General features: G+C 65.0%; 24 protein-coding genes. 14 read left to right on the top strand and 10 right to left on the bottom strand.

What is annotated here, in order from left to right; translation table 11 throughout:
* Window positions 1-80 precede the first annotated feature (80 nt).
* The 3 genes from ftsW to IEX41_RS03805 all read right to left on the bottom strand — a co-directional run bounded on the left by ftsW (window position 81) and on the right by IEX41_RS03805 (window position 3,263).
* Window positions 81-1,247, bottom strand: a complete 1,167-nt coding sequence (gene ftsW, locus IEX41_RS03815; protein ID WP_188788874.1) for a putative lipid II flippase FtsW — start codon at window positions 1,245-1,247, stop codon at window positions 81-83.
* Window positions 1,248-1,422: 175 nt separating this feature from the next.
* Window positions 1,423-2,502, bottom strand: a complete 1,080-nt coding sequence (locus tag IEX41_RS03810) for a GT-B fold glycosyltransferase domain-containing protein (protein WP_229672912.1) — start codon at window positions 2,500-2,502, stop codon at window positions 1,423-1,425.
* Window positions 2,503-2,570: 68 nt separating this feature from the next.
* Entirely contained in the window at window positions 2,571-3,263 is a 693-nt protein-coding gene (locus IEX41_RS03805) for a metal-dependent hydrolase (protein ID WP_188788873.1), read from the bottom strand.
* 356 nt (window positions 3,264-3,619) lie between these two features.
* On the opposite strand from IEX41_RS03805, the gene IEX41_RS03800 reads away from it, so the two are divergent.
* The 6 genes from IEX41_RS03800 to IEX41_RS03775 all read left to right on the top strand — a co-directional run bounded on the left by IEX41_RS03800 (window position 3,620) and on the right by IEX41_RS03775 (window position 11,268).
* Window positions 3,620-3,976 carry a hypothetical protein gene (locus IEX41_RS03800; protein WP_188788872.1) on the top strand — a complete coding sequence of 119 codons (357 nt, stop codon included), beginning with the start codon at window positions 3,620-3,622 and terminating at the stop codon, window positions 3,974-3,976.
* Window positions 3,977-4,069: 93 nt separating this feature from the next.
* Window positions 4,070-6,037 (top strand): dynamin family protein, encoded by a 1,968-nt coding sequence (locus tag IEX41_RS03795; RefSeq protein ID WP_188788871.1) that lies wholly within the window; start codon window positions 4,070-4,072, stop codon window positions 6,035-6,037.
* Window positions 6,034-7,281 (top strand): P-loop NTPase family protein, encoded by a 1,248-nt coding sequence (locus IEX41_RS03790; protein WP_188788870.1) that lies wholly within the window; start codon window positions 6,034-6,036, stop codon window positions 7,279-7,281. The genes IEX41_RS03795 and IEX41_RS03790 overlap by 4 nt, the downstream gene beginning before the upstream one ends.
* Window positions 7,278-9,398, top strand: a complete 2,121-nt coding sequence (locus IEX41_RS03785) for a dynamin family protein (protein ID WP_188788869.1) — start codon at window positions 7,278-7,280, stop codon at window positions 9,396-9,398. Before IEX41_RS03790 ends, IEX41_RS03785 begins: the two co-directional genes overlap by 4 nt.
* A gap of 13 nt (window positions 9,399-9,411) precedes the next feature.
* Entirely contained in the window at window positions 9,412-10,842 is a 1,431-nt protein-coding gene (locus IEX41_RS03780; protein ID WP_188788868.1) for a dynamin family protein, read from the top strand.
* 147 nt (window positions 10,843-10,989) lie between these two features.
* Entirely contained in the window at window positions 10,990-11,268 is a 279-nt protein-coding gene (locus IEX41_RS03775; RefSeq protein WP_188788867.1) for a hypothetical protein, read from the top strand.
* A 27-nt stretch (window positions 11,269-11,295) separates the two neighbouring features.
* Here the strand turns inward: IEX41_RS03775 and IEX41_RS03770 are convergent, their stop codons facing one another.
* From IEX41_RS03770 to IEX41_RS03745, 6 genes are all read right to left on the bottom strand, one after another.
* The gene (locus tag IEX41_RS03770) at window positions 11,296-12,033 is read right to left on the bottom strand and encodes an N-acetylmuramoyl-L-alanine amidase (RefSeq protein WP_505952485.1); all 738 of its coding nucleotides are present in this window, start codon (window positions 12,031-12,033) and stop codon (window positions 11,296-11,298) included.
* On the bottom strand, window positions 11,994-12,689 hold the full coding sequence (locus IEX41_RS03765; RefSeq protein ID WP_188788865.1) for a hypothetical protein: 696 nt from the start codon (window positions 12,687-12,689) through the stop codon (window positions 11,994-11,996). Before IEX41_RS03765 ends, IEX41_RS03770 begins: the two co-directional genes overlap by 40 nt.
* A 35-nt stretch (window positions 12,690-12,724) precedes the next feature.
* Window positions 12,725-14,212 (bottom strand): Asp-tRNA(Asn)/Glu-tRNA(Gln) amidotransferase subunit GatA, encoded by a 1,488-nt coding sequence (gene gatA, locus IEX41_RS03760; RefSeq protein WP_188788864.1) that lies wholly within the window; start codon window positions 14,210-14,212, stop codon window positions 12,725-12,727.
* Window positions 14,209-14,496 (bottom strand): Asp-tRNA(Asn)/Glu-tRNA(Gln) amidotransferase subunit GatC, encoded by a 288-nt coding sequence (gene gatC, locus IEX41_RS03755; RefSeq protein ID WP_188788863.1) that lies wholly within the window; start codon window positions 14,494-14,496, stop codon window positions 14,209-14,211. Before gatC ends, gatA begins: the two co-directional genes overlap by 4 nt.
* A gap of 220 nt (window positions 14,497-14,716) precedes the next feature.
* Window positions 14,717-16,108: a helix-turn-helix domain-containing protein gene (locus IEX41_RS03750; RefSeq protein WP_188788862.1), complete on the bottom strand. Its 1,392-nt coding sequence runs from the start codon at window positions 16,106-16,108 to the stop codon at window positions 14,717-14,719.
* Between the two features lie 114 nt (window positions 16,109-16,222).
* The gene (locus tag IEX41_RS03745; RefSeq protein WP_188788861.1) at window positions 16,223-17,443 is read right to left on the bottom strand and encodes a multidrug effflux MFS transporter; all 1,221 of its coding nucleotides are present in this window, start codon (window positions 17,441-17,443) and stop codon (window positions 16,223-16,225) included.
* Window positions 17,444-17,637: 194 nt separating this feature from the next.
* Here IEX41_RS03745 and IEX41_RS03740 point away from each other — a divergent pair, with 194 nt between their 5' ends.
* From IEX41_RS03740 to IEX41_RS03705, 8 genes are all read left to right on the top strand, one after another.
* On the top strand, window positions 17,638-19,170 hold the full coding sequence (locus IEX41_RS03740) for an acyl-CoA carboxylase subunit beta (protein ID WP_188788860.1): 1,533 nt from the start codon (window positions 17,638-17,640) through the stop codon (window positions 19,168-19,170).
* Between the two features lie 21 nt (window positions 19,171-19,191).
* A complete protein-coding gene (locus IEX41_RS03735) occupies window positions 19,192-19,530 on the top strand; it encodes a hypothetical protein (RefSeq protein ID WP_188788859.1) in 339 nt (112 codons plus the stop codon).
* The gene (locus IEX41_RS03730) at window positions 19,527-19,952 is read left to right on the top strand and encodes a DUF6497 family protein (RefSeq protein WP_188788858.1); all 426 of its coding nucleotides are present in this window, start codon (window positions 19,527-19,529) and stop codon (window positions 19,950-19,952) included. The genes IEX41_RS03735 and IEX41_RS03730 overlap by 4 nt, the downstream gene beginning before the upstream one ends.
* A gap of 214 nt (window positions 19,953-20,166) precedes the next feature.
* The gene (locus tag IEX41_RS03725; RefSeq protein ID WP_188788857.1) at window positions 20,167-20,307 is read left to right on the top strand and encodes a hypothetical protein; all 141 of its coding nucleotides are present in this window, start codon (window positions 20,167-20,169) and stop codon (window positions 20,305-20,307) included.
* A 162-nt stretch (window positions 20,308-20,469) separates the two neighbouring features.
* Window positions 20,470-20,832 carry a hypothetical protein gene (locus tag IEX41_RS03720; protein ID WP_188788856.1) on the top strand — a complete coding sequence of 121 codons (363 nt, stop codon included), beginning with the start codon at window positions 20,470-20,472 and terminating at the stop codon, window positions 20,830-20,832.
* A gap of 352 nt (window positions 20,833-21,184) precedes the next feature.
* Window positions 21,185-21,394 carry a hypothetical protein gene (locus IEX41_RS03715; RefSeq protein ID WP_188788855.1) on the top strand — a complete coding sequence of 70 codons (210 nt, stop codon included), beginning with the start codon at window positions 21,185-21,187 and terminating at the stop codon, window positions 21,392-21,394.
* A 153-nt stretch (window positions 21,395-21,547) separates the two neighbouring features.
* On the top strand, window positions 21,548-23,548 hold the full coding sequence (locus IEX41_RS03710; RefSeq protein ID WP_188788854.1) for an acetyl-CoA carboxylase biotin carboxylase subunit: 2,001 nt from the start codon (window positions 21,548-21,550) through the stop codon (window positions 23,546-23,548).
* Window positions 23,549-23,704: 156 nt separating this feature from the next.
* On the top strand, window positions 23,705-24,232 hold the full coding sequence (locus IEX41_RS03705) for a hypothetical protein (RefSeq protein WP_188788853.1): 528 nt from the start codon (window positions 23,705-23,707) through the stop codon (window positions 24,230-24,232).
* 268 nt (window positions 24,233-24,500) lie between these two features.
* On the opposite strand, the gene IEX41_RS03700 is transcribed toward IEX41_RS03705, so the two are convergent.
* On the bottom strand, window positions 24,501-24,995 hold the full coding sequence (locus IEX41_RS03700) for a DUF4174 domain-containing protein (protein WP_188788852.1): 495 nt from the start codon (window positions 24,993-24,995) through the stop codon (window positions 24,501-24,503).
* Window positions 24,996-25,077: the final 82 nt, after the last annotated feature.

The following is a 25,077-nucleotide window of genomic DNA, read 5'->3' as shown; positions in this document are numbered from 1 at the left end:
GATCACGGTCTCGTGGTCGATCCGGCGCCTGTTAACGCAGGCGGGGCAGGGGCGAAAGCCCTGCCGCCCCGCGCGTCGGCTCAGCGGCCTCGGGCGCGCAGGATCTCGCCGATCTCGCCTTGCGGACGGCTGCGGGTCAGCGCCAGCAGCATGCCCACCGCCAGCCCGCCGGCGATCAGCGACGAGCCGCCGTAGCTCACGAAGGGCAGGGTCATGCCCTTGGCGGGCAGCAGGCGCACGGCAACGCCCATGTTGATCATCGCCTGCACGCCGAACATCGCCGCAAGGCCGGTGCCCGCAAGCCGGATGAAGGGATCGCGCTCGCGCATCAGGCGCAGGAAGGACCGCACCACCACCACGGTGTAAAGTGCGATGATCACAAGCACGAGGATGAGGCCGTATTCCTCGGCCGCGACGGCGATGATGAAGTCAGTATGCGCGTCCGGCAGGGACCATTTCACCTGGCCTTCACCGACGCCCACGCCGAAGAAGCCGCCTTCCTGGATGGCGTTGGTGGCATAGCCCAGCTGGGTGCGGGGATCGACCTCCGGGGTGAGGAAGCCGTCAATGCGGCGGGCGAAGTGCTCGGAGCCGTTGTAGGCGACCATGCCGCCCATCACCACGAGGCCCGCAAGCCCTACCAGCAGCATCATCGGCGCGCCCGCGACGAACCACATCACACCCCAGCCGAAGAGCACGAGGCAGGCCTGTCCGAAGTCCGGTTGCAGGGCGAGGATCAGCACGATGGTCACCGTAAGGCCGAAGGACCAGAGCTTGCCCGGGGGGCCTCCGATCTCTTGGCTGGCGGCCATCATCCACGCAGCGACCACGACGAAGACCGGCTTGAGGAATTCCGACGGCTGCACCGAGGCGAAGCCGAGTGAATACCAGCGCACCGCGCCCTTGCCGAAATCCGTGCCGAGGAACGGCAAGCCAAGCAGCGCAAGAAATGCCCCGGCAAAGGCGATGACCGCGATGCGGCGCACCACCGTGGGGCTGAGCGTGGAGGTAAACAGCATCACAGTCAGCGCCAGCGCGCCGAAGAACGCCTGTCGCTGCACGTAGTGGAAATGCGCCAGCCCGTTGCGTTCCGCCAAGGGGGGGGAAGCGGCGAGGCCCAGCAGGATGCCCACGCCAAACAGCATCAGGATGCAGGACAACGCCCAGCGATCGACCGTACGCCACCATTTGGGCAATACGGGTTCGCCCTCGCGCACGGGGGCCGTGCCGTAAACCATTTCCGTCATGGGATCACCGCTCTCTGGTCGCCGGGTGGTCCGGCGTTTTTGGCCGGACTGCTCCGGCGACTGCCTCAGGTTGTCCGGATTTGTCCGGATCTTGCGCGAATGGTAGCAAAGAGGGAACGACTTGGGAAGCGCCTTGCCGGGCGTGTGACGCAAACGTGGGCATCTGGCGCCGTAGTCAGCGCATCCATAAGCCTTCGCGTTTCAACCGGTTGCGAAAGCCCTGCTCGCGGCGCGGCAGATCCTCGCGGTCGAACAGGGCGCGGGCCTTCTGGCCACGGCCCTGGTAGACCATGCGCTTGATGGGATCGTACTGCTTAAGCACCGTCTTGATGCGGTTGGGCGCGGCCAACTCTTCAAGAACCCGGATGACATGGTCGTCCTCGCGGGCATACAGCAAGGGCAGGGTGCGATAATGGCAGGTGACCTGCCCATCCAGCACGCCCTCGGGCAGGGTGCTGCGCCCACCGCCCAGCGAATGGATCACCAGGGGCAGTGCCACCTGATCGAGCCATGGATCAAGGCTTTGGCACACCAGCTCTTCGGGAGCGTCGTCGCGGATGGTCAGGGCGTAGTCGAGGAACCGCTGACCGAAGATGCGCGGGCAGCGGTAGAAGAAAAATCCAGCGTTGAAATAGAGATAGCGCTGCCAGTAGCCGTCGGGCCATGCCGTATCGAGCGAGCTGTCAAAGTCTAGCGCGAAGCGGTCATAGAGCGCGCGCCATGTCTGCGTCATCGTCGGGCCGTAAAGCTCCACCAGCGGCCATGTCCCTTCGCGGCGCAGAGAGGCGGTGGGGCGGGCGAAGTCGAAGGGCACGCGCGCGAGGTCGTCCAGCACCAGCGTGTCGGTGTCGAAGAACACGAACGGCTCGCCCTCGGGCAGGGCGGCCAGCGCCTCGATCTTGTTGCCATAAGGGTAGGCGGCGCCAAAATGGCGGCTCTCGAAGGGCAGGATTGTCGCGCCGTGCTCGGCCAGAAGCTCCAGCACCGCACCATCGGTGATGCGCGGATCGCCGGGCCAGAGGGGGCCGGGCTGAGGTTCGGCCACGAAGAGGCGCGGGGGGATCTGTCTGCCTGCTTGTCCGCCAACGGAGGCGCCTGATCGGGCCCCAGCCTTTCCGCATGCCTGCGCCATGGAGATGGCAAAGATCAGTGCTTCGTATTGCAGCCGCCCGGACTGTCCAACGATCATCACGTTGAAGGGCGGCTGTCCGCCTGCGGTTTCGATCATCGCCTTGCCTGCCGGTCTGCGGGGCATGGCTGCGATGCCCTGATGCGGACTATAGGGTGCGCCGCCGCCAAGCGAAAGGCGGCGGCGCGGGGGGATCAGATCTTGATCGGCTCAAGCACCTGCGGCTCGATCACCGTCACGCCGGGCAGGCCAGCGGCGAGATCCTCGGCGGATTGCTCCAGCGCAGGGAAGGTGCGGTAATGCATGGGGATGACGGTCTTGAAGTCGAAGTATGTCTTCGCCGCGTAGGCCGCCATCTTCATGTCCATGGTGTAATAGCCGCCCGCGCAAAGCATGCCGATGTCGGGTTTGTAGTAATCCCCGATCCACGCCATGTCGGCCATCAGCGTGGTGTCGCCCGAGAAGTAGATGCAATGCCCATCGCCGCGGATGACAAGGCCGCATTCCGTCCCGGCATAAACCGCCCGGTCGCCAACCTTCATGCCCGCGCTGTGCGAAGCGGGCACCAGCGACACCTCGACACCCCCGAGCGCAATCGTGCCGCCCTTGTTGAAGGCATGGCCCGCCGGCGCTCCTTGCGCCTCGAGCAGGTTGATGAGTTCGAACATGCCCGACACCGGGAGATCGTGTTTCGCGGCCAGCTCGGCCACGCCGGTGACGTGGTCGAAGTGGCCATGGGTCATCAGGAAGTGCGTCGCGCCCTCGAGCGCTTCGGCCTGTCGATCGTTGGGCATCATGGGATTACCCTCAAGCCAGGGGTCGATCAGCAAGACCTGATCCTCGATCTCGAGCCGGAAGGAGCCGTGGCCAAGCCAGATGATGTTCATGGAAGATCTCCGCATTTGCTTCATTCTGTGAATCACCGGAAACAGTAATGCGGCCCTGTTGCCAGTAAAGGAACGATGCGGTGCTTACGCAGCATTAACCTGATGGGCGGCTTTGCGGCGAAAACGACTTGCAAAACCGGGGCTGCAGGTGCGCAAACGCTTAATATCGTTGGTATGTAAGCGGTCTTCCCCGAAAAATTCCAGTCAGAACAATGGGGTCGATGTCCTTTGAATTGTGGCGATACCGCCGCAATTGGGAGGCAAAAGGCCCTAATGTTTCGCTAACGCATCCCATTTTGACCATATGAGCCTAGGAAAAGAGCTTAACAGAAAATACACGAATAAGGCTTTCCCCAATGTCCACCAACCTCTCCGAACTCAAGGAACTGTCCGGCTTTATCGGCGCATGCCTCGTCGATTCCGACACCGGCCTGATGCTTGCCAGCCAGACCAGCAACACCCCCTTCGACCTGGAGGCAGCCGGCGCCTACAATACCGAAGTGGTGCGGGCCAAGTCGGCAGCCATGAAGGCGCTGGGTCTTGACGACGGAATCGAGGATATCCTCATTACCCTCGGCAAGCAGATGCACCTAATCCGCCCGCTGGCCCACAACCCTGCAGTGTTCGTCTATGTCGCGCTTGATCGCGGCTCGTCCAACCTCGGTATGGCGCGCCTCAAGGTGAAAAGCGTCGAAGGCACGCTCAAGGTCTGATCCCAATTTGCCAGCCCGGCACGCCGGTGTCATCCGGTGTGCGGGGAGGCCGTACCGTACCCAGTGAACCCGCAAGCGACAAAGCGAGACGTCATGGCTCCTGCCAACCCTGTCCGACTGAAACACCGTGAAGGCTTCGAGGAACTGAACGCCTTCTGGGATACGCTCGACAAGATGGAACACTCCGTCGAGGACTACGCGGAGGTCGGGCTCGATTTTGTCGAGGAGCCCGTCGACCGGGTTCTCGAAAAGATCCGGTCGTTCGAGCCGCAGGTCAGCATCATCGGACAGGTCAAGTCGGGCAAGAGTACGCTGCTGAATGCGCTGATCGGTGAAACCGACCTGCTGCCGTCTGACGTCAATCCCTGGACCTCGGTGATCACCGGGATCCATGTGAACAGCCGCCAGAGGCCGCCGCACACCCGCGCGCTGTTCCGCTTTTTCGATGCGCATGAATGGGACCGGCTCGTGGCGACCGGTGGCCGGCTGGGCGAAATGGCCGCGCGCGCCGGTTTTTCCGGAGAGGCCAAGGAAGTGCGCGCGCAGGTCAACGAGATGCGCCAGACCACCGAAGAGCGCCTTGGTGACGCCTTCGATGAGCTGCTGGGCACCAGCCACGCCTTCCCGGAAATCGACAAGGACGTGATCGACCGCTACGTCTGCTACGGTGATCCTGACGAGCTGGACGCAGGCGCCAGCGACGGTGTGTTCGCCGATGTCACCAAGGCTGCGGATCTTTATATCGACCTGCCCGGGTTGCCGCGCGGGCTTTGCCTGCGCGACACGCCCGGGGTCAACGACACCTTCATGATGCGCGAGCAGATCACGCTCAACGCCATTTCCGACAGCCGGGTCTGCGTTGTCGTGCTGTCCGCGCACCAGGCGTTGTCGACCATGGACCTGGCCTTGCTGCGCATCATCTGCAGCGTCGAGGCGCGCGAGGTGCTGATTTTCGTGAACCGGATGGACGAGCTGGCCGATCCGCTGGGCGAGGCCGAGCGCATCGAGGTCTCGATCCGCCGCACTCTCGGGCGCATGGGCCTTGCGCAGGACGTGGAGATCCTGTTCGGCAGCGGAGCCTGGGCCAATGCGGCGCTCAGCCCCGGTGAGTTCACTCTCGGCCCCGCCAGCGCTGCTGCCCTGGGGCGGATGGCCAAGGGCAAGCATCTCGACACCGAAGAGGGCATGCGCCTTGCGGCCATGGACGCATCGGGGGTGCCGGCGCTGCACCGTGCCATCGCCGCGCGCGTCGTCGACGGGCCGTGCCGTGCGCTGCTGGCCGACGTGCGTTCGGACATCGACGCCATCATCGAGATGAGCGAGACGGTCGAAAACATCGCGGCGCAGGATGGCACCACCAACATCCGGGAAGGCTTTGGCTCTCGTGAGCTCTCGCTGAGCGTGGCCGAGGTGCGCGAGGCCGCGCTCGAGGCCTTTGACGAACGCGCCGCCGTGGTTCGCGGTCAGTTGCGGGAACGGCTGGAGCGCGGGCAGGAAACCTTTGTGGAATCCGCAATCGAGGCGTTGCAGGCCCATATCAACCTCTACGGTGAATTCAGCTCGTGGAAGCATGACCCCAGCTCGCTGCGCATGGCGATGAAGGCGGCCTTCACCTCGGCCACGGTGCGCCTGCGCCGTGAGGGAGAAGCGGGGCTGGACATGGTGATGGACGGTATGGATGATATCTTTCACGATGATCTGGGCGTCACCCGTGACAGCGGCAGCGTCGATTTCCCCGAACAGCCGCAGCACAAGGCGCCGACGGTGCTGGCGCGCACGCTCAGCCTCGATCTCGAGGGGCCGTGGTGGCGCCGCTTCTGGAAATTCGGACACCGCAAGGCCGCCGCAAAGCGCTATCGCGCGCTCATCGAGGCCGAGATCGCACCGCTGATCGACGACCTTCTGACCCAGGTTTTCGACCCGGCGGTGCAGGCCACCCGCGAGGTCATCGAAACTTTTGCCATGGATCAGGGCGCCTTTGCCCGCGCGGTGCTCGACTGCGCCCATGATATGACCGGAGACCGTGACGGCTCCGACGAACCCCGGAGGCTGATCGCATGACAGACGCCAACCGCGCCGCCCGCCGCCCTGCCGCACCGCGCCCTGCGCGCCTGCCACGCATCCTCGTGGCGGGTGAATTCAGCTCGGGCAAGACGCAACTGATCTCGGGCCTGCTGGGCGAGGCGGTGCTGCCGTCGAACGTGGTCTCCACGGCACTGCCGCCGATCTGGCTGGTGTCCGGCTCGGGGCTGCGCGTGGCCATCGCCCATGACGGCACCGAACGCGAGGTGGACGGCATCGAGGCCTTCGATCTCGCGACCACCGCCTTCGGTGTGGTGGCCCATGGTGCGCCGATCCTCGACAGTTTCGAGATCATCGACACGCCCGGAAATTCCGACCCCAACATCCCACCCGAAACATGGCAGCGCATGGTGGATTACGCCGACGCCGTCGTGTGGTGCACCAACGCCACCCAGGCCTGGCGGCAGAGCGAGAAAGCCGTGTGGCAGGACATGCCGCAGGTGCTGCGCGACAATGCCACCCTGCTGGTCACCCATGCCGACCGCCTTCAGGACCAGCGTTCGGTCGAACGCGTGATGCGGCGTGTCACCCGCGAGGCAAAGCCGTTCTTTTCCAGCATCCTGCTGGGCTCGACCCTCAGTGATCGTGACGTTGCTCGGGTGCTGTCGCATCTGCGTGATCTGGTGCCCACGCTGCCCACACTGCCAGGCGTCGACGCGCCGCAGGTCCGGCGGGCCGTCGCCATCGCGGCGCGCCGTCAGGCTGCGGCGCAGGCGGACGGGACATCGAAGCCCGCGCCACGCCGGGTGTCCGTTCCGGCGGCGCGCGACCTGATGCGCCTGCAGCGGCACGCCGCGGCGTCTGGCGCCTCTGCCGATGCCAAGCCTGTGGCGGACTCCAAGCCCGCGACCAAGGCTTCGGCCGCACCCACGCCCGCACCGAAGGCTGCGCCCCGGACGGCACCCGCTGCCACCCCGGCGGCCCCGGCCTGCGCCATGAGCGCGCCGGTCGCACCGCCGCCGCTTGCGCCGGGTATGGGGCGCGCCCGGGCGCTCTGGCGCGAACTGGGAGGCAGCGCGGGCCTCGTGAACACGGGTCAGATCCTCAATCGTATCGAGCGCTTCATCGACCTGCTCGACCATCAGCTGGCCGTTGAGGCTGCCGCCTCCGCTTCCGCTGCCGCACGAGACGATACGCTGCCCGCGAGATCCGAGACGGACCGGGATGAAATTGCCAGGCTGTTGCAGGCCACGGGCCAAGCCTCCATCGGGAGACAAAAATGAAGATCGCTCCGAACCAGCGCAAGGAACTGGACTTCCTCGCAGAAACTCTCGACACGCTTGTAAAGGTCGGCGGTCGTGAGACCCGAGACACGTTCCGCGATCTCAAGACCAAGGTCGATGCCTGGGCGGCACGGGTGGCCGTGATCGGGCAGGTGAAGGCCGGCAAGTCGACTTTCGTCAACGCCTTGTTGCACCAGCATGATTTCCTGCCGTCGGATGTCAATCCGTGGACCTCGGTGGTGACGAACATCCGCATCAACGTGCCCGGTGATCCGCTGTCCGGCGCCCGATTCGAGTTCTTCGAGGAACAGGACTGGGACGAGATCGTCAACGGCGGTTCGAAGATCCGCGAGCTTACCGAAAAGCTGCTGCCGGGCTTCGACACCGACCTGCTGCGCCGACAGAGCGACGAGATGCGTGACCGGGCGCAGCGCCGCCTGGGAAAGCACTATCACACGCTGCTTGGCAGCCATCATGATTACGACTACCTCACGCCCGACATGCTCAAGCGCTATGTCTGTGCCGGTCCCGGTTCGGACGACGGGCTTGGCCGTGATGCGCTCGGCCGCTACGCGTCACTGACCAAGGTGGCGAATGTCTACATGAAGGTGCCGGGCTTCGAGGTGCCGACGATCATCACCGACACCCCCGGCGTAAACGATCCGTTCCTGGTGCGGGACGAGTTCACCTGCCGCAGCCTCGACAAGTCGGACGTTTTCGTCATGGTCCTGTCGGCGCACCAGCCGCTGACCGACGTGGACATTGCCCTGATCCGCATCCTCGCGGAACAGGACGGCAAGGAAGTGGTGATCTTCGTCAACCGCATCGACGAGCTTGACGATTACGCCTCCGAGGTGCCGCGGGTCATGGCCGACGTGTCCACCCGCCTGCGGCAGGCGATCCCGGACATCGAGTTCCGCATCACTGCTGGCAGCGCCTACATGGCCGACCTCGTATTGCGTGAGGACGAGCGTGCCGAGGCGGCGCGCGCCCGGCTCGACACCGAGGAACTGGCCGCTTACCTGCGCGCCACCATCGGCACCGTGCCGTCGCACCGTGACGACCGGCTGGCGCTGGCATCAGGCATGGACCGGCTGCGAGCGACCCTGTCGGAGGTGATCGACGGCGGTAATGGCGGGCGCTACCTGCGCCGCCTGCGCGAGGACATCCGTGCCGAGATCAGCGGCGCCCAGTTCGCTGCCAAGCGTGAACGCGACTCGCTGCAGCTGCAGATCGAAAGCGTGCGCTTCGATGTCGCCCATGATGCTGTCAACGAACTGCAGGCCGAAATCGATGGAATCGATGCGCTGCACAACAGGCTTCAGTCACATATCGAAGCGGCCGAGGTGCAGATCGACAAGGTCATCAGCAAGTCCTGGTCCAAGCTCGAGGGCCAGCTGGTGACCGGCATCGAAACCTTCGTGACCGACCAGAAGCCTTTGCTCGAAGAGCGCATGTTCCGTGACAGCATGCGCAACGGGTCGGACAAAGTGATCGAATTCGATGTCTCCGAACTTCAGTCCACGGTCGAGGGCCATGTTCGCCGGGCCTTCGACAAGTCCCGTGCCGGAACCGATGTGGCACTGACCAACTGCCTGCATGCCTGCCGCCAGACTCTGGAGGACATGTTCGACGACATCGCCGAGAACGTGACGCTGGACCAGCTGCCCTACGACAGCTTCGCCTCGACCCTGACCCTGTCGCGGCGCACGCTGCGGGTGGACATGATCTCGGACCGGGGCTGGTCGTTCTGGAAACGCCCCAGCATCGACATCGATGCTTCGCTCACCGCATTGCGCACCATCGCCGCCGCAGAAATGCGCCCGGCGGTGGAAAAGATCCTCGCCGCCTTCAATGAGGCACAGGTGGAGCGTGCCTCTGCCGGGCTCTCGCGGCTCCAAGTGTTGCTGCGGATGGTCGACGCGGGTCTGTCCGAACGCCGACACCGCCTCAAGAAAAGCAAGGCCGAAATGGAGCGCGTCGCAAATGATGTTGATTTGCAACGCAGTATTGCGCAGAGGCTGCAAGGCCAGATGGATATTCTCGAACGCAGGCTTTTGAATTATGGGTCGATAGACGGCGCGCTTCGGCGGGCTGATCTTGCCGAGGCCGCCTGAGGAGAACCCTTGAATGCAGCGTCAATCGCTGAATGGCAACATCACCGCGACCAAGACCGCGCCGCGCCCATTGCAGGTCGCGATCTGCGGTGAAGTCAGCAGTGGGAAATCGACGCTACTCAACGCTTTGTTCCGAGGTCGGCATTTGCCTGACAACATGGGGCAGACCACGCGTCCGCGCATCGTGGCAGGCGTACGCGACTGCCCGGGGATCGAGGCTGAATACCCCGACGGTTCGCTGGTGCAGCTTGATATCGGGGCCGATCCCGAGACGCTGCGCGGTGCATCGCAGATCAGGTTGTGGTTGGACGCCCCCGAGCTGCGCCGGTTCGAGTTCATCGAGGTGCCGCTGAGCACCGCCGAAGAGATCGATTCTTCGCACATCGAGCGCATGCGCAACATCGATATGCTGATCTGGGTCACCATCGCCTCACAGGCCTGGCGCCTGACCGAAAAGACCATGCTGGAGCGCTTCGGAGATGCGCTGCCCAAGCAGACGATGATCGTGATCTCGCGCGGGGACAAGCTGCGGTCGATCGAGGATCGCGACAAGCTGATGGGCCGGGTGCGCCGTGAAACCGACGGAATCTTCGGTGACTGCCGGTTCCTGATGGGGGCCAAGTCGGTCATCGACGCTGCTGCACAGTCCAACGAGGCTTGGGCCGAATCCGGCGCCGAAGCCATCCGCAAATCGCTGTGCACCCTTGCCGGGGTGCCGCTGACCGAGCCTGAGCCGCGTTCCCTTTCCGAGGAGGAGGGGCGGAAGCTGGTGGATCTCGCCACCTTCCGCAAGAGCGCCGATACCACCTCGCGGCGCGAGCCTCCCGCCGAGCCCGACACAAGCGCGCGCGCTGCCGACCTCGGAGCTCCCGCCGATGCGGCCCCCGAACTCTCCAAGCCCGCCGAGCCGTCCGCGGCCTCCGAGTCCCGGCCCGAGAACCACGAGGCGAAGGCACGGAACGAGGCGCCTGTCACAAGGTTGAAACCGAAGCCCTCCGCCTCACCTACCGTCGCCAATGACACGCAGCCTGCCAAGCGCAAGGATGCAGGGCAGGGGGCAGAAAACGCCTCCCGTACGGTCGTTACGCCAGAGATCCTCGCAAATCTTGCCGGTGCCACGGAGATCCTCCCGGCGGGTGCATGCTCGGGGGTGATCCAGGATGACATCTGTTCGGTCATTTGCGGCTGCCCGGCGCGCGTTTCTGCGCTGGGAGAGGTGCTGAGCTCCATGATGGTCAACCTCGATGACCTGCTGGAACGCCAAGGGCAGGAAGACACGGTCGAAGCGCTGTCGATTGCAAGTTCGGGCACACGCATCGCCTGCGAGCTGGTGCCGGGCTTCGGGCTTGTTTTCCTCCTGGGCGATTCCGGCCGGATGAGCGCGGGGACGGCGTCGGCTGTGCTGACACGGATGGCCAGCCTAGCCAACAATGCGCCTGCCTAAACTGCAGATAGCCTGGAAACAGATTGTTTCTGTTTACCTGGATCAGTTTCGAAACCGCATAGGTTGATTGCTCTTTCGCTTTGCTTAAATCTCCATGGTCAGAGAGCCGCAGAGTCGCGCCTCTCGGCATGGGGTTCGATGAGGGCAATGCGACACGACATCAGCGAAGACTGGAGCGTCTGGAGGCTGCATGACGGCAAGGGCTGTCCCCTGCCTCCCGGTACCATCGCCGAAGTGGTGAGCGAAGACGGTTTCGGGTACACCGCGCGACAGGTCGCCAGGGTCACCGGGGGCGGCTATTCATCGTGGAACTGGGATCATTACCCCGAGCTCAAGCGTATCACGCGTTATCGCGTCCGCAAGCCACGAGGTCTGTACCTGCTGGAAGAGCGGATGCGTGACGTCAAAGATCCAGCCCTTACCTGACCTGAGCTCCGTTGCGGTGGCGGCCAGTCAGACGGGCACCGCGGCGGTGTCTGCGGGATAGACGCTGGCCAGAGCCGTCATGATTGCCACGTCTTGCGCAGCAAGCGGTCCGTGACCTTCCGGGCGAAAACGGTCGCGCACCGCTTGAAGCAGAGCCTCGTGCTGTTGCTCATCAAAATGATAGCCGAAGCGTCGCGCCGCATCGTGAAAGACCGCGCGGTCCGGAACAGCGTCGGTGTCCCGGGCCGGTGTCGGTGCGGCGATTGCCAGCCCACGTCGGGCCAGCCGCGCCCAGTCAAACCTACGACCCGGGTCGATCTTGCGTCCCACCGCCAGGTCCGAATGACCGATCACCCGCGCGGGGCTGATGTCCCAGCGCGCCATGATACCGGGCATGAGACGCTCAAGCGCCGCCATCTGCGGTTCTGGGAAGGGCTCGGCGCCGGTGTTGACGATCTCGATTCCGATGGAACGGGAATTGACCTCGGGCACGTGGCCCCAGGCGCCAAGTCCGGCATGCCAGGCGCGCATGTCCTCGCGCACCAGCTGCCAGCAGGTACCGTCACGGTCGATCACGTAGTGGGCTGAAACGTTGGACGCGGGATCACATAGCCAATCGAGCACCCCGCGCGCGTCCGGCATCGCGGTGTAGTGCAGCACGACCATATCTGGCACCGCGCCGAGGCGGCGCGGGCCGAAGTTGTCTGACGGGTGCCAGAGCAGCGTCAGCCGCCCCTGGCCGCACGGAAGGGCGCGGGGTTCCAGGTGCAGGCAAAGCCGTCGCCGTCCGCGTCTAGGTTGTCACGGTCCCGCTCGGGTCCGCCCTTCTCGAGGAAAGCTTCCTGCGCAAGGTCGGCCGAGTTGTACTCGTTGCATGCCGGGGTCAGGCGCTGGCCCGCGTAGCGACCGCGGCGCTCGTAGAGCGACACGCCCACGGGGTTCGTGGTCTGCAGGGCGTAGGCCACGATATTGGGCCGGCTGCTGCCCGGACGGGGCGGCAGCTGGGTCGGGGTGACGATCTGGTACTGGCTGCGGTTCTGCGCAATGAGCGCCGCGTCTGCCTGGATGTCACGCTCGGCGCTGACCGCCTCGAAGCTGTTCTCGTTCGAGATGCCGGCAGAGTTGCTGACCACCTGCGGGGCAGGGTTCGACGGCGACGCGTTCACCGGTGCCTGACCGGAATTCGCGGCGCTGGCCCGTGCCGCCGCCTCGTCCTCGATGGGAGTGCCGTCGAGGGTCGAGCTGGTGACGGCACTCGGCGCCTGAACGGTCATCGTGCCTTGTCCCTGGGCTTGCTGGGCCTGCTGCGCGTTGTAGCTGTCGTAGTCGCCAAAGCCCACGCCTGCACCGCTGTCGGGCACGGAATGGGTGCAAGCTGCGATGGTCAGAGTGGCAGCGCCGCAAAGGAGGAGCTTCTTCATGATGATCGTCCGTCTTCCTTGTCAGACCGGTGGATTTACCACCATTTCGCCGGCTTGGCCGCGAAGCCCGCCGCCTGTTCCAGTGCGTAGGCGGTGTTCAGCAGATCGCCTTCTTCCCACGGGCGGCCGATCAGCTGCAGCCCAAGCGGAAGGCCTTTCGAATCCAGCCCCGTCGGTACCGTAACACCCGGAAGCCCGGCAAGGTTCACCGTGACGGTAAACACATCGTTAAGATACATCTGCACCGGGTCTGCGTCTTTCATTTCGCCCAGACCGAAGGCGGGCGAGGGGGTCGCCGGCGTCAGGATCGCGTCGACCCCTGCGGCGAAGGCATCCTCGAAGTCCTTCTTGATGAGCGTGCGGACCTTGCGGGCCTTGTTGTAGTAGGCGTCGTAGAAGCCGGCGGACAGCACGTAGGTGCCGACCATGACGCGGCGCTGCACCTCGGGGCCGAAGCCCTCGGCGCGGGTCTTTTCATACATGTCGTTGATGCCCTCGCCAGAGGCGAGCGTGGCGCGGTGGCCATAGCGCACCCCGTCGTAGCGGGCGAGGTTCGACGACGCCTCGGCCGGGGCGATGACGTAATAGGTGGGCAGCGCGTATTTGGTGTGTGGCAGCGAGATGTCGACGATCTTCGCGCCCGCGTCGCGCAGCATGTCGACGCCTTGCGTCCACAGCGCGTCGATCTCGGCGGACATGCCGTCCATGCGGTATTCGCGGGGAATGCCGATCGTCTTGCCGCGGATGTCGCCGGTCAGCATGGCCTCGAAGTCCGGCACCGGCAGGTCTGCCGAGGTGCTGTCCTTGGGGTCGTGGCCGCACATGGCCTGCAGCAGGATGGCGGCGTCGCGCACGTCCTTGGTCATCGGGCCGGCCTGGTCGAGCGAGCTGGCGAAGGCCACGATGCCCCAGCGCGAGCAGCGCCCGTAGGTCGGCTTGATGCCGGTGATGCCGGTGAAGGCCGCCGGCTGGCGGATCGAGCCGCCGGTGTCGGTGCCGGTTGCTGCAAGGCACAGGTCCGCCGCCACGGCAGAGGCCGAGCCGCCAGACGAGCCGCCGGGCGTCAGCGCGGTGTCGTCGCCATCGCGGCGCCACGGGTTGACCGCGTTGCCATAGGTGCTGGTCTCGTTCGACGAGCCCATGGCGAATTCGTCCATGTTGAGCTTGCCCAGCATCACCGCGCCCGCGTCGAACAGCTGCGAGGTGACGGTGGATTCGTACTCGGGCTTGAAGCCCTCGAGAATGCGGCTGGCGGACTGGCTCGGCACGCCCTTGGTGCAGAACAGGTCCTTGATGCCCATCGGGATACCGCAGAGCGACGGCGCGTCACCGGCCTTGATCCGGGCATCGGCAGCAGCCGCCTGGGCGCGCGCGATCTCGGGCGTCTTGTGTACGAAGGCCCCAAGTGCGCCCGCACCCTCGATGGCCGAAAGGCAGGCCTCGGTCAGCTCGAGGCTGGTGACATCTCCGGCGCGCAGCGCATCGCGCGCCTCGGCCACTTTCATCTTGCTCAGATCGCTCATTCCACCACCTTCGGCACGGCAAAGAACCCTTCGCGGGCATCGGGGGCATTGGCGAGGACCTTGTCCTGCTGGTTGCCGTCGGTCACGCCGTCGACCCGGCGCTTGAGGCGCATGGGCGTCACGGAGACCATGGGCTCCACGCCGTCAACGTCGACCTCGCCGAGCTGTTCGATGAAATCGAGGATGTTGGAAAATTCCTGCGCCAGCTCGGGCAGGCGCTCGGGCTCCACGCGGATCCGCGCGAGCTTGGCCACCTTGGCGGCGGTCTGGGTGTCGATCGACATCGGTTGGGTCTCCGTTGTCCGTGAATGCGTCCGGTCCGCTTTACCCCCGCGACCGGAAAGCCGCAAGCGCCGCGCGGGCAGAACCGGCGCGCCTGCCTCCGGCGGGGATATTTGAGGTCAAAGGAAATCCAAAGGCCCATGTTTCCTTTGACCTCAAATATCCCGGGGGAGGTCGCCGCAGGCGGGCGGGGGCAGCGCCCCCTCCGTCGCTGTCTTGGGATCAGTCGAGGCTGTAGGGCACGATGTCACGGCGGTCAGCAGGGATGGTGAGACGCTTTTCCAGCGGCGGGACAGAGCGCTGGTGGCAATTCGTGCGCTCGCAGATGCGGCAGGAGATGCCGATGGGCTCGAACGCCCCGTCGCGCCCGAGGTCGAGCCCATCGGCGTAGACCAGCGCCCCCGCGTGTCGTACCTCGCAGCCCACCGCCATGGCGTAGCGCCGCACCGGGGCCCCGAAATGCCCCCCGCGCTTGGTGACATCACGAGCGAGCAGCACGTAGCGCACGCCGTCCGGTGTCTCGGCCAGCTGGCGCAGGAAATGGCCGGGGGTCTCGAAGGCGCGGTGCACGTTCCACAGGGGGCAGGCGCCGCCGAAGCGGGCGAATTGCAGCCGCGTGGCCGAGTGGCGCTTGGTGATCGTACCGGCCTGGTCGACCCGGGCAAAGAAGAAGGGGATACCCTTGGCGCCGGGCCGTTGCAGGGTCGACAGCCGGTGCGCCACCTGTTCGATCGAAGCGCCGAAGCGTGTCGCCAGCAGCTCAAGATCGTGGCGCACTTCCTGCGCCGAGGCAAGAAAGCGCGTGTAGGGCATCATCGCTGCCCCGGCAAAGTAGTTGGCCAGCCCCAGCTTGGCGATGCTGCGCGCCGCGTCCGACTGGAAGCGCGCAAGATCCAGCGTTGCCTCGAGAAGCTCGTCCTGTCGCAGCAGCGCCACCTGCACCAGCAGCTGGAAGACCTGCGTTTCGGGCGCCGCCAGTGCCGACAGGGTGATCTGCCGCGCCTCCTTGTCCCAGGCGCGCAGGGTGGAGCCGTTGTCGTAGGTGACCGAGATTCCCATACCCGACAGACGCGACACCAGCCCCGCCCTCAGGTCCGGGCCGAGACCGGTGGAGAAATGTTCGGCGGCGCGGTCCACTGCGTCGATGTAGTTGTCGCAGTAGTGGAAGAAATCGCGCACCTCCTCCCATGGCGACGCCTGCATCTGGGTGCCCTCGCGCCCCAGCGCCTCGTCGAGCGAGGCGAGCCGTTCGTGGGTTTGGCGGTAGGCGCGGTGCAGCTCGAGGAAGGCGCGGGCGAGGGCGGGGGCGTTGGAGGCGGTAAGCCGCAGGTCCGCCAGCGGCGGGGCCTCTGCAAAGATCGGGTCGGCCAGCGCCTCGCGCATGTCCGTCACCAGCCGTTCGCTATCGCCCTGTCCCAGCTCGGTCACGTCAAAGCCGAATTCCTGCGCCAGCGCCAGCACCACCGTGGTCGAGACCGGGCGGTTGTTGTTCTCCATCTGGTTCAGGTAGGGCAGCGAAATCCCCAGCTTGCCCGAGAATTCCTTTTGCGTGATGCCAAGGCGGCCACGAAGGTCGCGCAGCTTGGCACCGGCATAGAGTTTGCGCGTGGGCATGGTTGCCGTCTCCCCCGAAAAGCGGTCAGCACCCGTGTTTGCAGGTTAGCGCGGCGGGTAGGGGTGATTTGCAAATTTTCCGCGCGCCGTCCAGCCCTGTGTCGTTCGGGGGACTCAGCCGAGGCCGGACAGGCGCCGTTCGCGGCGGATCACCAGAAGGATCGAGATCATCCCTGCGATCCCTGTGATCAGCATCAGCCACAGTAGCGGCCACGCGCCGGTACCGGGTTTCAGCAGCGCGCCCGCCAGTGCCGACAGGGCCGCGCCACCGCCGATCATGATGGCCCCCGACAGCCCCGAGGCAGTTCCCGCAAGGTGAGGGCGCACCGACAGCGATCCCGCAGTGGAGTTGGGGATGGTCATGCCGTTGCCGAGACCCACGAAGGTCATTGATCCGAAGAAGATCCATTCCGACTGGAAGCCCATGTAAAACAGCACCAGCGCAAGGGTCAGCCCTCCGGCGTTGATGCAGCAGCCCGTGAGGATCATTTGGTTGATCCCCACCCGCACCGAGAACTTTCCCGACAGTCCGTTGCCGACCATGTAGCCCACCGCCGGCGCGCCGAAGAAAAAGCCCAGCACCGCCGGCCCGAGGCCGAAGACCTCGGAACCAACGAAGGGCGCGCCCCCGAGGTAGGCGAAGAACGCCCCCGAGGTGAAGGCGCAGGTCAGGGCGTAGCCCCAGAACCGGGGGCTGCGCAGCAGCTCGGGATACTGGCGGAACTGCGCGCCGATGCTGAGGCCGGAACTGGTTGATGTCTCGCCAAGGTCACGCCAGCTGAGCCAGAACACCGCAGCGCCCAGCACGAAGAGCAACCAGAAGGTGGATTGCCAGCCAAACGCCTCGTCCAGCACGCCGCCGATCACCGGGCCGACCATGGGCACCACGGCGACCCCCATGGTGACATAGCCGATCATCGACGCCGCCTGATCCTGCGGGACGATGTCGCGCACCACCGCGCGGCTCAGCACCATGGCCGACACGATCACCGCCTGGCACATGCGGAAGGCCAGGAATAGGGTGATGTCGGGCGCAAAGATGCAGCCCAGCGTCGCCACCAGGAACAGCCCCACGCCCCAAAGGATCACCGGACGGCGGCCCAGCTTGTCCGACAGTGGGCCGATGAACACCTGCAACAGCGCGTTTACCCCGAGGTAGATTGCCACCGACAGCTGCATGAGCCGGTATTCGGTATCGAAGTGCTCGGTCATGCGGGGCAGGGACGGCAGGAACACGTTCATCGCCAGTGCTGAAATTCCGGCCAGCAGGATGAGTGTGACGATATGTGGCGGGGTGCTGCGGTCAAGAAACCGGACGCGGGGCGGGTTTTCCATGCCCCGAGGAGTAGGCGGCGCAGCGGGCCTTGTCCATCGAGGAAACCCGCAGGTTCGGTTGTGCGCAAATGCAGGTAATTTGCGAATTCGCAATTTTCAAAATCGGCGATATGCAGGGTTTGCAAATTTGCCCGATTTGACTTGAGTGGCAAGTGGCCCTCTGTATTGTCTGGTCAAATCCAAGGGGGACGGCCATGAAAGATATCCTGCACGAACTCGAAGAGCGCCGCAGCGGCGCGCGGCTTGGCGGTGGTCAGAAACGCATTGACGCGCAGCATGCCAAGGGCAAGCTGACCGCGCGCGAGCGCATCGAGCTGCTGCTCGATGAAGGCAGCTTCGAAGAATACGACATGTTCGTCGCCCACCGCTGCACCGACTTCGGCATGGAGAAAAACCGCCCCTATGGCGATGGTGTCATTACCGGCTGGGGCACCATCAACGGCCGCATGGTCTATGTCTTCTCCCAGGATTTCACCGTGCTGGGCGGGTCTGTGTCCGCCACCCACGCGCAGAAGATTTGCAAGGTCATGGACATGGCGATGCAGAACGGCGCGCCGGTCATCGGCCTTAACGACAGCGGCGGCGCGCGCATCCAGGAAGGCGTCGACAGCCTTGCCGGCTATGCCGAGATCTTCCAGCGCAACATCATGGCCTCGGGCGTGATCCCGCAGATTTCCGTCATTATGGGGCCTTGCGCGGGCGGCGCGGTCTATTCCCCCGCGATGACCGACTTCATCTTCATGGTGAAGGACACCTCCTACATGTTCGTGACCGGCCCCGACGTGGTCAAGACCGTCACCAACGAAGTGGTCACCGCCGAGGAACTGGGCGGTGCGTCCACCCACACCAAGAAATCCTCGGTCGCCGATGGCGCCTTCGAGAATGACGTGGAGGCGCTCGCCGAAGTGCGCCGGCTGGTGGATTACCTGCCGCTGAGCAACCGCGAGAAGCCCCCGGTGCGGCCCTTCTTCGACGATGTGGCGCGGGTGGAAACCTCGCTCGACACGATCATCCCGGAGAACGCCAACCAGCCCTATGACATGAAGGAGCTGATCCTGAAGGTCGCCGACGAGGGTGATTTCTACGAGATTCAGGAAGAGCACGCCAAGAACATCATCACCGGTTTCATCCGTCTCGAGGGGCAGACCGTGGGCGTCGTGGCGAACCAGCCGATGGTTCTGGCCGGGTGCCTCGACATCGACAGCTCGAAGAAGGCCGCGCGGTTCGTGCGCTTCTGCGATGCGTTCGAGATCCCGCTGCTGACCTTCGTGGACGTGCCGGGCTTCCTGCCGGGCACCAGCCAGGAATACGGCGGCGTCATCAAGCATGGCGCGAAACTGCTCTTTGCCTATGGCGAGGCGACGGTGCCCAAGGTCACGGTCATCACCCGCAAGGCCTATGGCGGTGCTTATGACGTGATGAGCTCCAAGCACCTGCGCGGCGACGTGAACTACGCCTGGCCTACCGCCGAGATCGCGGTCATGGGCGCCAAGGGCGCAACCGAGATCATTCACCGCGCCGACCTTGGGGATGCGGACAAGATCGCCAAGTATACGCAGGATTACGAGGCCCGCTTTGCCAACCCGTTCGTGGCGGCGGAGCGCGGCTTCATCGACGAGGTGATCCAGCCCCGGTCCACCCGGCGGCGGGTGAGTCGCGCCTTCGCCCAGCTTCGCAACAAGAAGCTGACGAATCCGTGGAAGAAGCACGACAACATCCCGCTCTGATCGGTGCGGACAGGAGGGGGCATGGGGCGCAGGCCTTGGCATATGCATGAAAGCGGTGGTGAGCTTGTGCTCGCCCGACGCTGGCCTGCGCGCTTCGATCTTTCGGTCCAGACGCGCCTGCCGCCGCTGGCGCGTCCCGCGCGGCTCGCCCACCAGGTCCGGCAGGACCTGTGGCGGGCGCTGCGGGATCTGCGCGGCTTCAGCCCCTGCGTCGCTGTGCGCTCCGGGCCGGACGGCATCACCTTGCGTGCGGGCGGTCAGCTTGACGGCGCGCGCCCCACGCCGCGCGATGCCGAGCGCATTGCCCAGGTGCTCGACGATCCCGCCAACCGGGCGCGCTGGGCGAGGTGGTCCGCATGACGTTTCTGCTGTCTCTTCTGTTGGCCGGGGCCGGGGTGCTGCCCGAGACGGGGACACCCGTGCCGCTGCCTTCTGGGCACGCGGTGATCTTCCACGACATGATCGAGGATGCGCCGAGGGACGGCAGTTCTACCAGCACCGTGCGATTCCGTTTCGTCGCCCCGCAGATTGGCGGGGACACCCCGCTGCCCTATGAAGATGTCGCCGCGGACATGGACCTGCTGTGCCGGAAAGTGGCCGCTCCGAGACTCGAGTCGCGGGCCATTGTGCATGACGCAGGGGCAGGGAACGCAAAAGATCTGCGCATCGTCATTTCGATGATGGAACAACCGGTGGCTTTCGGCGAAACAACGCCCGGAATCCGGCAGTACTTCGAGGCTTACAGCCTCGAGGACGGCCGCTGCATCTGGGAAGCTTTCTGATGAATCCACAATATTTTGCGAGAAACAGTTCAACCGCGAGGTCGACTGAGGCTTTGCCGCCACACCGCCAAAAAGCGATGCGGGATAGATATTGCCCGCCGAAAACTTGGGCTATGTTGAGGGCTGATTGCGCCCAAGCAATCGTTACCTCGGAACGAGGACCGGCACTGCCACATGGCTTTGTCGGTTACGTGGAACCTGACAGGAGATACAGATGTCCAAGAGCATCAAAGTGCTTGCAATGCTCGGCCTCTTCGGCCTCGCCGCTTGCGGTGGCCAGCAGGAAGAAGAATTCGTCGTTGTCGACCCCGAGCCGATCAGCGTCGAGCCGACCTACACCGGCAAGTACAAGTAATGACGGCGGGCGGACCGCAAGGTCCGCCCACGTTACCCGCCGCCGCGCTCATGTCGCGGCGTGCGGCATGGCGCTGAGCGCGCGGGCCACCGGCCCCGTTCAGCCCTCCGGCCTCGAATCGGCCTTCATCATCACGCAGCTTTTCAACCAGGAGGGCGCGGTATGCTGAAGCACCGAGGCTTCCCGGGCCGTCTTCCAGGCTCCGACTACCAGTTCACCATCCGCCGGGCCAATCCCAAGGGCGCCACGCCGCTGATCAAGCGCGAGCGTTATCGCGACCGTCGGGCACCGGATAAGCGTGCCGACACGGCCTTCATGGCCTCGCTCTGGGCGCATTTCGGCACGGAGCCGTTCGAACGGGGCAACCTCGATTCGGGCCGCCTGTCGTGGCTCTTTGGTCGAGAGGTGCTGCCCTACGACGATCCGTTCGATCCCGAAAGCTACGAGGCGCTGCTGATCATCAACGAGGACGTGGCCCGCGCCAGCTTCCCCGAAGCCTTCGAAGAGAACGAGGACTGGGCGTGATCCGGCCTGTCCCCGCCATTCCTGCGCGAGAGCGCGCCGATGCAGGCCTCGCGGCATTGCCGCGCTTGGTCCGGCGTCGGGGGCGGGGCAGGCTTTGTGTATCGTCCGTGGGCCGTATCGCGGCTACCGGCCGATCGCTCCCTTGCGGGTGGGCTGCCGCGTCCCCGGTCGGCCTGCCCGCATTCCACCGCGTTATAGTGCGCCCCGGCAGGCAAGGCCTTGCCGCTGCGGCGCGGCACGGGCGGTATCTTGCCGGCTCATATTCCAAGTTTATTAAATTGCCTTGGAACTTCCGCGCCAATGGTGTCGTTGTAAGCACGATTGCTTTTACGGAACACAGGGAGTTTCCATCATGGGTAAGACCATCATCCGCACCGTCGCCGTCCTCGGCCTGTTCACCGTCGCAGCTTGCGAAACGTCGGACCTGCCGCGTGCCGGCATGGGCGCAGGCGCGGGCTACCTCGTGGACCGTGCAACCGGTGGTGACGGCACCGTCGGCGCAGCAGTGGGCGCAACCGCAGGCATCGTCTGCGACGACGTCACCCCGCAGTACTGCAACTGATATTCCGGCCCGCCCCGCGTCTGAGGCGCGGGCGGTTCGTGACATCGAAGCCACCGTGGCCCTGCCGGGCCACGGTGGCTTTTTTCGTGACCAGAGGGGGCGGCCGGGCCAGAGCGCTTCGGCCGATCGTGAGAAGATAGGAAAGGGACAGCCATGTTCGACAAGATCCTGATCGCCAACCGGGGCGAGATCGCCTGCCGGGTGATCAAGTCGGCGCAGAAGATGGGCATCAAGACCGTCGCGGTCTATTCGGACGCGGACAAGCACGCGCTGCATGTCAGCATGGCCGACGAAGCGGTGCACATCGGCCCGCCGCCCGCGAACCAGTCCTATATCGTGATCGACAAGATCATGGACGCCATCAAGCAGACCGGCGCGCAGGCGGTGCACCCGGGGTATGGCTTCCTGTCCGAGAACCCCAAGTTTGCCGAGGCGCTCGAGGCCGCCGGCGTCGCCTTCATCGGGCCGCCCAAGGGCGCCATCGAGGCGATGGGCGACAAGATCACCTCGAAGAAGATCGCCCAGGAGGCCGGTGTGAACACCGTTCCCGGCTACATGGGCCTGATCGAGGACGCCGAAGAGGCGGTGAAGATCTCGAACGAGATCGGCTACCCGGTGATGATCAAGGCTTCCGCCGGCGGCGGCGGCAAGGGCATGCGCATCGCGTGGAATGACGAGGAATGCCGCGAAGGCTTCCAGTCATCCAAGAACGAGGCTGCCAGCAGCTTTGGCGACGACCGCATCTTCATCGAGAAGTTCGTCACCCAGCCGCGCCACATCGAGATCCAGGTGCTGTGCGACGCCCACGGCAACGGCCTGTGGCTGAACGAGCGTGAATGTTCGATCCAGCGCCGCAACCAGAAGGTCGTCGAAGAGGCTCCGTCACCCTTCCTCGATGCTGAGACCCGAAAGGCCATGGGCGAGCAGTCCGTCGCGCTGGCCAAGGCGGTGGGCTACACCTCTGCCGGGACCGTGGAGTTCATCGTCGATGGCGACAAGAACTTCTACTTCCTCGAGATGAACACCCGCCTGCAGGTGGAACACCCGGTGACCGAGCTCATCACCGGCATCGACCTCGTGGAACAGATGATCCGCATTGCCAACGGCGAGCCGCTGTCGATCACCCAGGACGATGTGAAGATCAACGGCTGGGCCATCGAGAACCGCCTTTACGCCGAAGACCCATACCGCGGCTTCCTGCCGTCCATCGGCCGTCTGACCCGCTATCGTCCGCCCGAAGAGGGCGAGCTGCATGGCGGCATCGTGCGCAACGACACCGGCGTCTACGAGGGCGGCGAGATCTCGATGTACTACGATCCGATGATCGCCAAGCTCTGCACCTGGGCCGAAACCCGCGAGCAGGCGATCGAGGTCATGCGCAACGCGCTCGACAGTTTCGAGGTCGAGGGCATCGGCCACAACCTGCCCTTCGTCGCTGCCGTGATGGACCATGAACGGTTCACCTCGGGCAATATCACCACGGCCTTCATCGCCGAGGAATACCCCGAGGGCTTCGAGGGCGTGACCCTGCCCGAGGACAAGCTGCGCCAGCTGGCTGCCGCTTGCGCCGCCATGAACCGCGTGGCCGAGATCCGGCGCACGCGCATTTCGGGCACGCTCGACAACCATGAGCGCAAGGTCGGGGATCACTGGAACGTGGCGCTTCAGGGCACCCATTTCGACGTCACCGTCGCCGCCGAAAAGGGTGCAGCCGCGGTGACCTTCGCCGACGGGCAGGTGGTTCACGTTAAGGGCGACTGGACCCCTGGTCATTCGCTGGCCCACATGACCGTGGATGGCGCGCCGCTGGTGCTCAAGGTCGGCAAGATCTCGGGCGGCTTCCGCATCCGGTCGCGGGGCGCTGATCTCAAGGTGCACGTGCGCACCCCGCGCCAGGCGGAACTGGCCCGGCAGATGCCCGAGAAGCAGGCTCCGGATACCTCCAAGATGCTGCTCTGCCCGATGCCCGGCCTCATCGTCACGATGAACGTGGCCGAGGGTGACGAGGTGCAGGAGGGGCAGGCGCTCTGTTCCGTCGAAGCCATGAAGATGGAGAACATCCTACGCGCCGAACGCAAGGGCGTGGTCTCCAAGATCAACGCCGGCCCCGGTGACAGCCTTGCCGTGGACGACGTGATCATGGAATTCGAATAGGGCACGCCATGGGGGGAGGTCGTGACATAGCGCAGATGCCGGGCAATGCCCTGCATTCGCGGGGCATGTCACGGCATCGCCCCCATTTCCTAAGCTGCGGTAAATATTACGGGGCCAGTCTGCTCCCGTGGGGGCGTCCTGTCACAGGCGGGCGTCATGGGATTTGTGAAACGGCTCTGGGCCGGGCTGCGCTGGCGCGTGGCGGTGCTGCTGGTGCCGCTGCTGCTGGCGGCCTGCGTCTTCGAGACCGAGGCCAAGCTGCGCAAGCAGCTGGAGGGAACGCTGTTCCTGCGCGATACGGTCTATTACGAGGATCACCTCGGCTGCACGGCTGCGTTGTTCACGCTCTATTCGCGCTACACCAAGCCGCGGGTAATGCGTGCAGGGGACCTGACAGGGGCGCTCTACCTGATCGACCGGGGGCGCACGGTGGCCTTCGACGTGGGCCTCAGTCCCAACGAGCTTTCCAAAGAGATTCGCGCGCTGGAGCATCCGGTTTCCTTCGGGATCAACTCCGCCGGAGTGACCGGCGCGCTGCATTGCCTGACGAAGGACCTTCAGACGCCGCTCTACCAAGCCATGACCGACCCCGAGGTGGTGACGGTCTACGACCCCGAGGCACGGACCCTGTCGCTGGTGGACTGGGGCGAGAAACGCGCCTGGGTGCTGCGCGGCTACGACTAGGGCCCGCTGAGGCGCGACGTCGGTGCCTGCAACTGCGGTCGGTGCATGGTGCCGGGGTCTGGAATGCCGCGTTGAGCAGCCCGTTGGCCCTGTGGCAGCACTTCTGCCTTGATGGGCTGCAGGGCCGGCGGTTTGTGGCAGTGCTGCATGACCCCGGACGGCTTATTGCAGAGCCGCAGGACAAGCGATCGGCTTGCCAGCGCCTGCCGGGCGGTAGGCTGCAATGCCAACGCCAGCGCGACAGCGGAGCGCGCGGCGAACCCTTGCCTTACTGGGTCACCGGGGCATTCGCATCACGCCGGTCGCGCACCTCCTGCTGGCGCAGAGGCTGCTTGTCGATCGACCGCGAGATTTCCCGCACGTCCCAGGGCGCAGGCTTGCGCAGCAGGACGGTGCCGTCTTTCGCGATGAGGTTCAGGGCAAATCCGCGCGGGCGCAACTCGCGCCGGATGGCGCTGCGCGCGCTCGGGTCCGTATCGGTGAGCACCACCACGTCGCGATCCGCCAGCGCATCGAGCCGCTGGGTGATCAGCTGCATCTGCTGCACGTATCGCGGATCCGCCGGGTTGTCCGCAAACACGACGAGAGGCCGCGCGATCCACAGAAAATCCTCCAGCGTCTGGTCGGTGACCGGCTGGATGATGCTCACCGGATCATCCGCGGCTTCGGTCTGGGCCATGCCGCCCGATGGCAGGACGGCCACACCCGCTGCGGGCAGAAGGGCGAGGGCGGCAAGCAGGGCGGGGATCACGGATCTGGTCATGCTTCCAGATATAAGCATCACGGTGGCGCCTGCACAGGCTATGCGACGGAGTGAGATGAATTTTCCTTGTCTTAACCGGTTT

Source organism: Salipiger pallidus (genome assembly GCF_014643635.1).
Lineage (GTDB): Bacteria > Pseudomonadota > Alphaproteobacteria > Rhodobacterales > Rhodobacteraceae > Salipiger > Salipiger pallidus.
This window is presented reverse-complemented; position numbering and strand designations above follow the sequence as displayed.

Coding starts and splice junctions, on each gene's coding strand:
- ftsW (WP_188788874.1), bottom strand. CDS start 1,247: ATGACGGAAATGGTTTACGGCACGGCCCCCGTGCGCGAGGGCGAACCC.
- IEX41_RS03810 (WP_229672912.1), bottom strand. CDS start 2,502: ATGCCCCGCAGACCGGCAGGCAAGGCGATGATCGAAACCGCAGGCGGA.
- IEX41_RS03805 (WP_188788873.1), bottom strand. CDS start 3,263: ATGAACATCATCTGGCTTGGCCACGGCTCCTTCCGGCTCGAGATCGAG.
- IEX41_RS03800 (WP_188788872.1), top strand. CDS start 3,620: ATGTCCACCAACCTCTCCGAACTCAAGGAACTGTCCGGCTTTATCGGC.
- IEX41_RS03795 (WP_188788871.1), top strand. CDS start 4,070: ATGGCTCCTGCCAACCCTGTCCGACTGAAACACCGTGAAGGCTTCGAG.
- IEX41_RS03790 (WP_188788870.1), top strand. CDS start 6,034: ATGACAGACGCCAACCGCGCCGCCCGCCGCCCTGCCGCACCGCGCCCT.
- IEX41_RS03785 (WP_188788869.1), top strand. CDS start 7,278: ATGAAGATCGCTCCGAACCAGCGCAAGGAACTGGACTTCCTCGCAGAA.
- IEX41_RS03780 (WP_188788868.1), top strand. CDS start 9,412: ATGCAGCGTCAATCGCTGAATGGCAACATCACCGCGACCAAGACCGCG.
- IEX41_RS03775 (WP_188788867.1), top strand. CDS start 10,990: ATGCGACACGACATCAGCGAAGACTGGAGCGTCTGGAGGCTGCATGAC.
- IEX41_RS03765 (WP_188788865.1), bottom strand. CDS start 12,689: ATGAAGAAGCTCCTCCTTTGCGGCGCTGCCACTCTGACCATCGCAGCT.
- gatA (WP_188788864.1), bottom strand. CDS start 14,212: ATGAGCGATCTGAGCAAGATGAAAGTGGCCGAGGCGCGCGATGCGCTG.
- gatC (WP_188788863.1), bottom strand. CDS start 14,496: ATGTCGATCGACACCCAGACCGCCGCCAAGGTGGCCAAGCTCGCGCGG.
- IEX41_RS03750 (WP_188788862.1), bottom strand. CDS start 16,108: ATGCCCACGCGCAAACTCTATGCCGGTGCCAAGCTGCGCGACCTTCGT.
- IEX41_RS03745 (WP_188788861.1), bottom strand. CDS start 17,443: ATGGAAAACCCGCCCCGCGTCCGGTTTCTTGACCGCAGCACCCCGCCA.
- IEX41_RS03740 (WP_188788860.1), top strand. CDS start 17,638: ATGAAAGATATCCTGCACGAACTCGAAGAGCGCCGCAGCGGCGCGCGG.
- IEX41_RS03735 (WP_188788859.1), top strand. CDS start 19,192: ATGGGGCGCAGGCCTTGGCATATGCATGAAAGCGGTGGTGAGCTTGTG.
- IEX41_RS03730 (WP_188788858.1), top strand. CDS start 19,527: ATGACGTTTCTGCTGTCTCTTCTGTTGGCCGGGGCCGGGGTGCTGCCC.
- IEX41_RS03725 (WP_188788857.1), top strand. CDS start 20,167: ATGTCCAAGAGCATCAAAGTGCTTGCAATGCTCGGCCTCTTCGGCCTC.
- IEX41_RS03720 (WP_188788856.1), top strand. CDS start 20,470: ATGCTGAAGCACCGAGGCTTCCCGGGCCGTCTTCCAGGCTCCGACTAC.
- IEX41_RS03715 (WP_188788855.1), top strand. CDS start 21,185: ATGGGTAAGACCATCATCCGCACCGTCGCCGTCCTCGGCCTGTTCACC.
- IEX41_RS03710 (WP_188788854.1), top strand. CDS start 21,548: ATGTTCGACAAGATCCTGATCGCCAACCGGGGCGAGATCGCCTGCCGG.
- IEX41_RS03705 (WP_188788853.1), top strand. CDS start 23,705: ATGGGATTTGTGAAACGGCTCTGGGCCGGGCTGCGCTGGCGCGTGGCG.
- IEX41_RS03700 (WP_188788852.1), bottom strand. CDS start 24,995: ATGACCAGATCCGTGATCCCCGCCCTGCTTGCCGCCCTCGCCCTTCTG.